Genomic DNA, 11,462 nt, shown 5'->3' on the forward strand with positions numbered 1-11,462 from the left:
ACAAGGATCATGAGCACTTCAACCAACGTATCTCTCGCGCGCCGGGCGGCCCGGGCCGCAGGCGTCCTGACCGCTGCGGGCATGTCCTGGGCGATGCTGAGCGTCGCCGTGGGCGCCCCGGCGCAGGCCTCGGTGACCACGATCGGTGTGTTCACCGAGGACGAACTGACGGCTCCGGTGGATTCTCGTGAGGAGACCTTCGACGCGGCACTCGCGGCGCTGCCGGACCCGACCGACGTCACCGCCGAGGCCTTGGCTCCGGCCGCGGAGACGGTTGATTCTGAAGACACCATCGAGGGTGTCGTCGATGACGTCGAGCGGCTGCCCGAGCCGGAGCCCGATCCAGGAGAGGAGCCATTGGCGGCTCCGGCAGCGGCTCCTTCATCAGAGCCAGCCGCCAAGGCCCCGGCCGCATCGAGTGAGAAGTCGACCAGTGACGACGAGTCGACCGGGACGCAGTCTTCGCCGTCCGCAGAGTCTTCTGCCGGGCAGAGCGCAAGTACGGCCCCGAGCGTGGACGCTTCGACTGGGTCGGCTGAGCCGTCGCCCAGCGATGGCGCTACGGCAGCTCCCGAAGAGTCTCAGTCGGCATCGCCAAGCTCGTCGACGTCTGCATCTCCGAAGTCGACGAAGTCCAATGGCTCAGTCAGTGATCGGCAGGCGGTCGAGCCCGAGAGCGAGGGTGCGATCTCGGCTTTGACCACGACCTCGCCACAGACCCCTGGATCCGCAGGAGAAGGCGGGGACTGGTCGGCGACCTCGTTGGCGCCATCCTCGACGTGGGGCACGTCGGGCGCCACAGGCGGGTTCACCTGGTCGTATCCGATCGATGTCCCCGAGACCGCTGGCGGACTGGTGCCGCAGCTCGGGTTGTCCTACTCCTCGGCGTCTTCGGATGGTCGGGTGGCCTCGACCAACAACCAGACCTCATGGGTGGGTGAGGGTTTCGACATGGAGCCGGGCTATATCGAGCGCTCCTATGTCCCTTGTGATGACGACCGCGACGACAAGTCCGGCACCACGGCGAACAACAAGACCCATCGCACCGGCGACCTGTGCTGGGGCGTTGACAACGCGACGCTGATGCTGGGCGGAACCTCGGTCGCCCTGGTCAAGAATGATGAGACCGGCGAATGGCTCCCCAAGGACATCGACGGCACCAAGATCCAACACCTGTCTGGCGCCCCGGCCCCGGATGGTGTTCCGGCCGGGTTGCGGGATGCCAGTGGTGAGTATTGGAAGGTCACCGGTGTCGATGGGACCGTCTACTACTTCGGCCGTGACCGCGCCGCGGTCGAGGGCGAGGCACTGAACTCGACGTGGACGACCCCGGTTTACGGCAACCACCCGGGTGAGCCGGGCTACAACTCCTCGTTCGCGGCCTCGGCCGTTCAGCAGGCGTGGCGGTGGAACCTGGACTATGTCGTGGACCCGACTGGGAACTCGATGACCTACTTCTATGGCTCCAACACCGCCGCGTATGGCGCGGACATGGGCGAGAAGGTGCGCCAGTATCAGCCGGGTGGCTGGTTGAAGCGGATCGAATACGGAACCCGCGAGGTCACGAACGCCCCCGACACCCCGACGAACGCGCCGGCGAAAGTGATCTTCGAAACCACGGCGCGTGAGTGGTCCGACGCTGGCGTCACCAAGACCGACGTCCCGACCGATCTGCGCTGTGCTGCGGAAGCGACCGAGTGCAAGGAGAAGGTCTCCCCGGCGTTCTACACCACCAAGCAGCTCATCGGCGTTCGTACCGAAGCCTCCAGCACGAGTGCTGGCGCCAACGTGACGGTTGATGAGTGGCAGCTTGGCCAGTCGTGGTTCAGCCCGGGTGACTACTCGCTGGGCAAGGGTGGCACGGGCCGAATTCTGCGTCTAGACAAGATCACCCACATCGGCCGTGGCGGCTCGACAAACGCCCCTGATGTCACTTTGCCGTCGGTGGAGCTGGGCTGGGTAGCGATGAAAAACCGGCTCGACGCCTCCACCGACAATGCGGCCGGCATGTGGCGCCCACGCCTGAACGCCATTCGCACCGAGTCCGGCGCGAGTGTCTCGATCAACTACAAGGGGGGCTGTGACACCAAGCCCGCCGCCACGGACCCCGGCGGAAACGGTGGCGCGGGGAACAAGAGGTTGTGTTTCCCGATCAAGTGGATGAGCGTGGCTGGCGATACCGAAGAGCCCGAGCCGATCATCGACTGGTTCCAGAAGTACGTCGTCTCCTCGATCGTCGCCTCCGGATCGTCCAACCCCGCCGATGCGGCGATCCTGCCGACGGGTTCGGCACCGACCGAGACCCACTACAGCTACGACACCGCCGGTGGCGCGTTCTGGGCCGAGCCGGTAGCGGCGATCACCGACCCCAAGAACCTCACCTATTCAGAGTTCCGCGGCTTCAAATGGGTCAAGACCACCCAAGGCGTCGGCACGGAGGCGACCAGCCCGGTCCAGACTTTCTACTACCGCGGCAAGGCATCCCAGACACTGACTGCAGGCGCGGAGGGACACAAGGTCTCGGTCGCCGACAATGAGGACGCACGTGTCGGAGACGTGTTCGCCACGGTCTCGTTCAACGAGGGTAAGAAGGTCTCTGAGACCGTCACGAGGACCGACATCTCCGCACCCGTGGCGACCAAGGGCAAGCTCGAAGCCACCCGGGTCACTGGGTCGAACGACTATGGTTTCTCCTACGACGCAACCGGCGACACCTCGACTGGTCTGGACTTCCGCACCCTGTCCTCGACCACGTTCGATGAGCACGGTCAGCCGACCAAGGTCAGCGAACGCGGTGACCTGGGCACGGACTCTGATGACACGTGTGTCCGGATGGCGTATGCCCACCGCGATCCCACTGCCCCTTCTGGCCTCGCGAACCAGCGCGGCCTGGTGTGGCGCACTCAAACGCTGAAGACGACCGCTGCCGATGTCGGTGCCTGCCCTTCCTCGACCGATCTCGACGCGGTCGCGCCTTCGGACCTGCTCAGTGAGGAGGTCATCAAGCTCAACGCCGACGGGATCCCGATCGAGACCTGGGCCATCGACCCGAAGGTCGCCACCACCTCGACCACGGTCGGTGCGGTCAAGGCAGGCACGATGGACGGTGCTGGCCGGGCCGGGATGGTCCGCACCAGCAAGACCACCCCGGACGCCCTCGGCCGGACGGTCAGCGAGACCCTCTACCCAGACGACCCCGCGGTTGACCGGACCACGACGACCACCTACGCCCCGGCTGGCGCCGGTCTGGTCGACCAGGTCACCACCAGCCAGGGTGACATCGACGGCACAACTGGTTGGCGGCCGGCGTTCGTGACCTCGAAGAAGTACGACCCGTTCCTCGGTGTCGTGCTCGAGGCGAAGGACCTCAACGAGAAGATCACGAAGGCCAGCTATGACGGCTTGGGCCGTCTGCTGACCGTGACCTATCCGCAGCACGCCAGCATCGGCAAGGCCTCGGTCAAGTACGACTACACCGACCGCGCCAACGGCATGAACGCGGTCACGACCCAGACCCTCAACGCTCAGGGGGACGGCTACCACACAGCGGTCGCGATCAGCGACGGCTTGGGCCGCGAGATCCAGACCCAGGCCGAGTCCGCGAACACTGGCGACTCCTATCAGAACCGCTCCAAGGCGGTTGACACCCGCGTGATGACCCACACGGTCTACAACACTGCCGGGGAGAAGGAGAAAACGTACGGCCCATGGGTCTCAATTACCGGGAAACCGACCGCGGAGTTGTTGAACTACAAGACGATTGTCGAGCCGGACAAGATGGTCTCCTGGCTCTACGACCCCGCGGGTCGCGTTACCGACGAGATCTTGTGGTCCGACCCGTCGACCAACGGTTACGACGAGAAGTGGCGCACCCTAACCGCCTACAACGGCAAGGCGACCACAGTCACCCCGCCGCAGGGCGGGATCAAGACCACCACGATCGTTGACGCCCTGGGCCAGACCAGGTTCCGGCGGCAGCACGACGGCGCCGCGACCCAAGACACCACCTACACCTACGACCAGGCCGGGCAGCTGATCGGGCTCAAGGACCCCGCCGGGACGACCTGGTCCTACACCTACGACTTCGCCGGGCGACAGACCCTCGCCGAGGACCCCGATGCTGGCAACACGGCGACGACCTACACCAGCGACGGTCAGCCGAAGACGGTGACCAACGGCGCCGGCAAGACGATCGCCTACACCTACGACAAGCTCGGCCGTCCACTCACGATGCGTGACGACACGATCGGTGGGAACATCCGGGTCGAGCACGCCTACGACGGCGACCCGAACACCGACCCCGACACGGCCGGGATGCTCGGGATCGAGCACGCAACCACCCGACACACCAGCGAGGGCGACTACACCACCCGCACCGGGAAAGTCGATGACGCCTACCGGCCGCTGACGACCACTCTGGACTACCCCCAAGCAGCCACCGGCGATGGCACAGGTGAGGGTGCAGGGCCGGCCGGTGACATCCCTGAGGCGCTGGCGCGGCTCTCGACTGAGTCCGCGAGCGTGGACTACACCTACATGGCTGATGGTCAGATCAAGTCCCAGACGACCTCCAAAGTCGCGGCGACCGACTCTGCCACGATCCTGGGCTCTGAGCGCGTCACGACGTTCTATGACCAGGCCTCGAAGCCCCGCTGGATGGGCGGCGGATTCGGGTGGGGCACCTATGTCGCCGACTCTCACTACGACGACCTCGGCCGACTCGAGCTCGCCGACCTCGGCAACACCTACTCCGCCGCGCTCTCCCGCACCTACGACCCGACCACCGGCCGGCTCACCGGGCAGATGCTCAAGCGAGAGGGCATCACCGGCAACGACCTGAACCAGACCTACCAGTACACGGACTCGGGCAACGTCACCGAGATCACCGACACCCCCACCAATACCGCCCTCGGCGGCGACACCGGTGTTGGTGCGCGCGGGGAGAAGCAGTGCTTCGTCTACGACAACCTCGCGCGCTTGAAGCACGCCTGGACCCCAGCCTTGGGGACGGAGTGCGGCACCGGCGATCCAGGCAACCCGGCCCTGGCAGGTCCGGCGCCCTACCAGATCGGCTACACCTACAACCCGCTCAACAGCAACCGCGAGACTCAGACCTACCGCGACGGGCTGACCGGGGTCACCGAGACCACCGACTACGACTACACGCAGACCGGGAATGCAGGCCCGCACGCGGTCACCTCGATCACCGGTACGTCGAAGGCTGCGAACGGGACCACGACCCAGCTCCCGGCCCGTAACTTCACCTACACCGCCACCGGTGGACAGGAGACCCGGACCGGGACGGAGGTTGCCGAGGTGACGGTCCCCGAGGCCGATGTCCTCGATGTCGACTACACCGACGGCACCCCGACCGACGACGCCCAGGGCCGAACGATGACCAAGCACGGCACCCCCGCCGTCATCGACGACACCACCCTCGATGCGGCACGCCGCACGAAGCTGGGGCTGGCCGGGTCGAAGGTCGCCAAGTTCGACGGTGTCGATGACGCCTACTCCTACGCGATGGGCGATGCCCAGTGGGACAAGCTCACCGACGAGATGAGCATCGAGTGCCTGATGAAGGACAACGGCACTCTCCCCAACACGACCGAGCACTCGGTGTGCTCAGCCAAGGAGGGTGGTGGTGCCTCCATGGTGGTATACGACGGCAAACTCACCTTCAACATCTTTACCGACGGTGGCTACCGCCAAGCTCAGGCCGCCATCACGGCCGGGAAGTGGTACCACGCGATCGGTACCTGGGACGGCGACACCGCCCGCCTTTACCTCGACGGTCAGCTCGCCGCCAGCATCGAGGCTCCGGGACCGCTGAAGCGTCCTGGCAACCTCGGGCGCAACGGGTTCTTCGTCGGCGCAGATGCCAGCTCCACCACCGCGGGCCAGTTTTTCTCACCCGTCTCCGTCGCGAAAATGGGGTTGTACTCCCAAGCCCTGTCCTCGACTGAGATCGCCGCCATCCACAACGGCGCCCGCACCGCGGAAGGCGCGGCGGCCCGTCGGTCCGTGGCCCAGGCGATGTGCTGGGACCGGGAAGGGAAGCTAGTCAAGACCCTCACCACCGGTGAAACGTGTGCTGACGGAGTCGTCGACGAGCTCGGCGAGGCCGAGTACGTCTACACAGGTGCTGGCGACCGCGTCATTCGCGCGGACGCGGAGGCGGTCACGATCTACCTCCCCGGCGGCCAAGAAGTCACCATCCCACGCGACTCGACCAGGAACGTTTCCGCCCATCGCTACTACACCTTCAACGGCGAAACCATCGCCGTACGCGACCAGCGTGGCCTGGGCGGGGTCACCTCCCTGGTCAACGACCACCACGGCACCCCGATCGTCGCGATCCCCAACACCACCTGGACACCTGCGTCGGTCCGTAAGCAGTACGCCGACCCATTCGGTCGCGTTCGCGGCAAGAACGCCACTGCGGCAGCGAGCGTAGGAGACCGGGATGGGAACGGGACCCCGGGTGACCGCGGGTTCCTCGGCAAGTCGAACGACACCACCGGTCTGACCCAGATCGGTGCCCGCTACTACGACCAGGAGACCGGGGCGTTTGTTTCTCCGGACCCGCTGCTCGATCCGGCCCAGGCACAGCACCTCAACGCCTATGCCTACAGCGCCCAGAATCCAGTCACCCTCAGCGATCCCAGTGGACTGATGTGGCTCACGGACACAGGAGGCGGTGGGGGTGGCGCAACCGTCAGCCCCGCAGTCGCGGGCGCGGCGGCCTCCAGTTGGAGCGCTAGTCTCAAGAATACCGTTGCATCACTCCTCGGCGTGACTGTAGTGGCGGCGGCAACGTCGTTGTCCGCGGAGCGGGCGAAACAAGCTGCCATCGACGCGCGTGCCAGGGCTGCCGCAGCCGAAGCTGCTCGAAAGAGGGCCGCCGAAGCAGAACGGATCGAGGAGGCCAAAGACCGAGCCGCCGCGGAACGCGCAAAGGCCCGAACTACCAAGAAGAAGCGAGACCGCGACGACTCAAGGGAGGCGGTCTCGCTGGACTCGGGAACCGCACGCGCATATATCACGAATACATCCATCGGCGCGCGACTGAGAACGGACCTTGCCGCGTACGATCTATACATGTCTCAGACGGCTTTCGATGAGTGGTCTTCGGCAGTTGCAAGGCTGGCGGGGCCGAATGAATCGAGTCTGGCGCAAAAATTGCGCGGCCGACTACGAGTCGTTGACGACAATCCAAGCGCAAGAGCGCAGACGCTCCAGGAGACCAAGAAGGTCGGGACGAACGACAAGATCATCTTTGGCACGGCGGACCAGATGGGCACGCCGATCTATACGTCCGATGCAAAGTTCCTACGAGGTGCGTCTGCCCAAGGCGTCAATTTTGACGCTATTTTGCATGAACCGGCGTCGCCAAGTGGTTGGTGACGAGATGTCATTGCCGCAACACCTGCAAGTCTGCGCAGAACTCCTGCGCGACGTGGGACTTGTTCACGCTGATGCGTCACGCCGCGCGGCGATCTTTGCGGCGGTGTACGACGACCTGTCTGATCGCAATCTGGCTGCTGTCCTGCATGAGGTTCTCGGCGGTGACGTACACGAGTTACTGGCGGAGGCTATTGCTTCCTATGAAGCGCTCGCGGGCTCGCAGGACGCTGCTGATGCGAGGAGAAGTCTTGCCGAGGCGGGGTGGGAGTACGACGACGGGTGACGAGCCGAAGACCTTGACCTCGGTCTGGGTGGCGCGGGCGCAAGGTTTGCCCTGATCTACAGTGACCTTCGTGGCTCTTCGTCTCGTCGTCCTCGTGTCCGGCTCGGGCACCAACCTCCAGGCACTGCTGGACGCCTGCGCGTCCCCGGAGTACGGGGCGGAGGTCGTTGCGGTCGGGGCCGACCGCGACGGGATCCAGGGGCTGACCCGGGCGACCGACGCCGGGATCCCGACCTTCGTGCACCGGGTCAAGGACTTCGGGTCGCGCGAGGAGTGGGATGCGGCCCTGGCCGAGTCGGTGGCGGCGTACGAGCCTGATCTGGTGGTCTCCGCCGGTTTCATGAAGCTCGTGGGAGCCGCTTTCCTCGACCGGTTCGGGGGGAAGACGCTCAACACCCACCCGGCGCTGCTGCCGAGCTTCCCGGGGATGCATGGGGCGCGGGACGCGCTCGAGTATGGGGTGAAGGTGACCGGGGCGACGCTGTTCATCGTCGACGCGGGGGTCGACACCGGGATGATCATGGCCCAGGTGACGGTGCCGGTGGAGGACGACGACACCGAGGAGACGCTCCACGAGCGGATCAAGGTCGTCGAGCGCTCGATGCTCGTCGAGTCCGTCGGGAGGATCGCCCGTGAGGGCTACACCGTGGACGGCCGGCGGGTTCGGTTCGGGCGCGCCTGAACGGTTAGAGTGACGAGCACACGACTGGCGCAGGTGGGGGACCACCGGGGAGTGTAAAGAGACGGCATCGACCGCCTGGGTGCCCCTCATCGAATTCATCGACCGATGGGGAGTTTGCTGTGGCTGTGCAGGACCAGATCGCGATCAAGCGGGCGTTGGTGTCCGTCTACGACAAGACCGGTCTCGACGACCTGGTCAAGGGCCTCCACGAAGCCGGCGTCGAGCTCGTCTCGACCGGCGGCTCGGCGGCGCTGATCGAGAAGCTCGGCCTGCCGGTGACCAAGGTCGAGGACCTGACCGGCTTCCCCGAGTGCCTCGACGGCCGGGTGAAGACGCTGCACCCGCGCGTGCACGCCGGCATCCTCGCCGACCGCCGTCTCCCGGAGCACGTCGCCCAGCTCGAGGAGCTCGAGGTCGAGCCGTTCGACCTGGTGGTCGTCAACCTCTACCCGTTCGCCGACACGGTCGCCTCCGGCGCCGGTGAGCAGGACTGCATCGAGAAGATCGACATCGGTGGCCCCTCGATGGTCCGCGCCGCCGCCAAGAACCACGCCTCGGTCGCCATCGTCACCGACGGCGCCGACTACGCCCGCGCGCTCGAGGCCGCCAAGACCGGTGGCTTCACGCTGGCCGAGCGCCAGCAGCTCGCCGCCAAGGCGTTCGTGCACACCGCGACGTACGACGTGCAGGTCGCCTCCTGGATGGGCAACGTGCTCACCGACACCTCCGACGGGTCGGGCTTCCCGGCGTGGGTCGGCGCGACCTGGGACCGCCAGGCGGTGCTGCGCTACGGCGAGAACCCGCACCAGCCGGCCGCGCTCTACCGCTCCGGCTTCGGTCCGGGCGGGCTGGCCGCCGCCGAGCAGCTGCACGGCAAGGAGATGTCCTACAACAACTACGTCGACACCGACGCCGCCCGCCGCGCGGCCTACGACCAGGGTGACCAGCCGACCGTCGCGATCATCAAGCACGCCAACCCGTGCGGCGTCGCGGTCGGCGCGGACGTCGCCGAGGCCCACCGCCGCGCCCATGAGTGCGACCCGGTCTCCGCGTTCGGCGGCGTGATCGCCACCAACGTACCGGTCTCGAAGCAGATGGCCGAGCAGGTCGCCGAGGTCTTCACCGAGGTGATCGTCGCGCCCGGTTACGAGGACGGCGCCGTCGAGATCCTGCAGGGTAAGAAGAACATCCGCATCCTCGTCGCCGAGCCGCTCGCGACCACCGGTGTCGAGACCCGGCCGATCAGCGGTGGCCTGCTGATGCAGCACACCGACACGTTCCAGGCCGAGGGCGACGACCCCGCCAACTGGACCCTGGCCACCGGCGAGGCCGCCGACGAGGCGACCCTGGCCGACCTGGCGTTCGCCTGGAAGGCCGTACGCTCCGCCAAGTCCAACGCGATCCTGCTGGCCCGCGACGGTGCCGCGGTCGGTATCGGCATGGGCCAGGTCAACCGCGTCGACTCCTGCCGCCTGGCCGTCGAGCGTGCCAACACCCTCGCCGAGGGCGCCGAGCGTGCCCGCGGCTCCGTCGCCGCCTCCGACGCCTTCTTCCCCTTCGAGGACGGCCCGCAGATCCTGATCGACGCCGGCGTCAAGGCGATCGTCCAGCCCGGCGGCTCCATCCGCGACGAGGTCACCATCAAGGCGTGCGAGGCGGCCGGGGTGACGATGTACTTCACCGGCACGCGCCACTTCGCACACTGAGCGCGCCGTATGTTCGTCTAGGTATGCAGCCGATCCGTCACTTCCCGCGCGGAACTCCGCGTGGGAAGTGACGGTTTCCCTGCATACCTAGACGGACAGACACAGCCCGCCCACTACGCCGAAACCACAGCCCAGAGTGACAGGATGAAGAAGTGACAGCACAGAAGCTGGACGGCACCGCGACGCTGAAGGCGATCAAGGCCGAGCTCGCCGAGCGCGTCGAGAAGTTGAAGGCCCAGGGCATCACCCCGGGCATCGGCACCGTGCTGGTCGGCGACGACCCCGGCTCGCACTGGTACGTCAACGCCAAGCACAAGGACGCCGCCGAGATCGGCGTCGCCTCGACCCGTGTCGACCTGCCCGCCACCGCGACCCAGGCCGAGGTCGAGAAGGTCATCGACGAGCTCAACGCGGACCCGGCCGTCACCGGCTTCCTCATCCAGCAGCCGACCGGTCTGGACGAGTTCGCGCTGCTCTCGCGGGTCGCGCCCGAGAAGGACGTCGACGGGCTCCACCCGCACAACCTCGGCAAGCTGGTCCTCGGTGAGGACGGTCCGCTGCCGTGCACCCCGGTGGGCTGCATCGAGCTGCTGCGTCGTCACGGCGTCGAGATCAACGGTGCCGAGGTCGTCGTGGTCGGTCGTGGGCTGACCGTCGGGCGTCCGCTGGGGCTGCTGCTGACCAGGCGCTCCGAGAACGCCACGGTCACCCTGTGCCACACCGGCACCCGAGACCTGGCCGCCCACACCCGCAACGCCGACATCGTGGTGGCCGCCGCGGGCGTGCCCGGCATCATCACCAAGGAGATGGTCAAGCCCGGCGCGGCGTTGCTGGACGTCGGTGTCTCCCGGGTCGACGGTAAGATCGCAGGAGACCTGGCCGAGGACGTGTGGGACGTGGCTGGCTGGGTGTCTCCGAACCCGGGTGGGGTGGGTCCGATGACACGCGCCATGTTGCTCTCCAATATCGTCCTCAGCGCCGAGAAGGCTCTCGAAAGGCTCTGACACGTGTCCGTGCATCCCCCGCTCAGCCCCACACCGGCGGCTCCTGCACCGGTGACGGTGGCCCCTGAGCACGAGAAGACGGACCCCCAAGACGTACGCAGCTTCCCCTCGACCATCGGCGGGTTCGTCTACCTCGGCGTGCTGACGGCGGCGATCGTCGGTCTCGGGCTCGTCGGCTTCGGCCACTGGCGCGTGGGGATCATCGTCCTCGCCGCCGGGGTGGGGGCCGCGTCGCTGGGGCGTGCGGTGCTGCGTACGAAGGACGCGGGGATGCTGGCGGTGCGCAACCGCTGGTTCGACGTGGCGCTGCTGGCGCTGACGGCAGGCGCACTGTGGATCCTCGCGGTGAGCGTGCCCGGCGAATAGGACGTACAAAGACA

6 protein-coding genes and 1 riboswitch are annotated in these 11,462 nt (G+C 66.7%); all 6 genes read left to right on the forward strand.

Annotated features, from left to right (window positions below; genetic code table 11):
• The first annotated feature begins 9 nt into the window (after positions 1-9).
• Positions 10-7,407, forward strand: coding sequence for a DUF1308 domain-containing protein (locus ACFVJS_RS11845; protein WP_378879865.1), 7,398 nt, complete (start codon positions 10-12; stop codon positions 7,405-7,407).
• Complete coding sequence (locus ACFVJS_RS11850) at positions 7,379-7,690, forward strand: hypothetical protein (RefSeq protein WP_378879868.1); 312 nt, start codon at positions 7,379-7,381, stop codon at positions 7,688-7,690. The genes ACFVJS_RS11845 and ACFVJS_RS11850 overlap by 29 nt, the downstream gene beginning before the upstream one ends.
• 70 nt (positions 7,691-7,760) lie before the next feature.
• Positions 7,761-8,372: a phosphoribosylglycinamide formyltransferase gene (purN, locus tag ACFVJS_RS11855; protein ID WP_378879871.1), complete on the forward strand. Its 612-nt coding sequence runs from the start codon at positions 7,761-7,763 to the stop codon at positions 8,370-8,372.
• Between the two features lie 10 nt (positions 8,373-8,382).
• Positions 8,383-8,460: riboswitch (ZMP/ZTP riboswitch) on the forward strand.
• A gap of 37 nt (positions 8,461-8,497) precedes the next feature.
• Positions 8,498-10,078, forward strand: a complete 1,581-nt coding sequence (gene purH, locus ACFVJS_RS11860; protein WP_378879880.1) for a bifunctional phosphoribosylaminoimidazolecarboxamide formyltransferase/IMP cyclohydrolase — start codon at positions 8,498-8,500, stop codon at positions 10,076-10,078.
• A gap of 152 nt (positions 10,079-10,230) precedes the next feature.
• Positions 10,231-11,082 carry a bifunctional methylenetetrahydrofolate dehydrogenase/methenyltetrahydrofolate cyclohydrolase gene (locus ACFVJS_RS11865; protein ID WP_378879874.1) on the forward strand — a complete coding sequence of 284 codons (852 nt, stop codon included), beginning with the start codon at positions 10,231-10,233 and terminating at the stop codon, positions 11,080-11,082.
• Between the two features lie 3 nt (positions 11,083-11,085).
• Positions 11,086-11,448: a DUF3017 domain-containing protein gene (locus tag ACFVJS_RS11870; RefSeq protein ID WP_378879877.1), complete on the forward strand. Its 363-nt coding sequence runs from the start codon at positions 11,086-11,088 to the stop codon at positions 11,446-11,448.
• Positions 11,449-11,462 lie beyond the last annotated feature (14 nt).

It is taken from the genome of Nocardioides sp. NPDC057772 (assembly GCF_042798075.1).
Taxonomy (GTDB): domain Bacteria; phylum Actinomycetota; class Actinomycetes; order Propionibacteriales; family Nocardioidaceae; genus Nocardioides.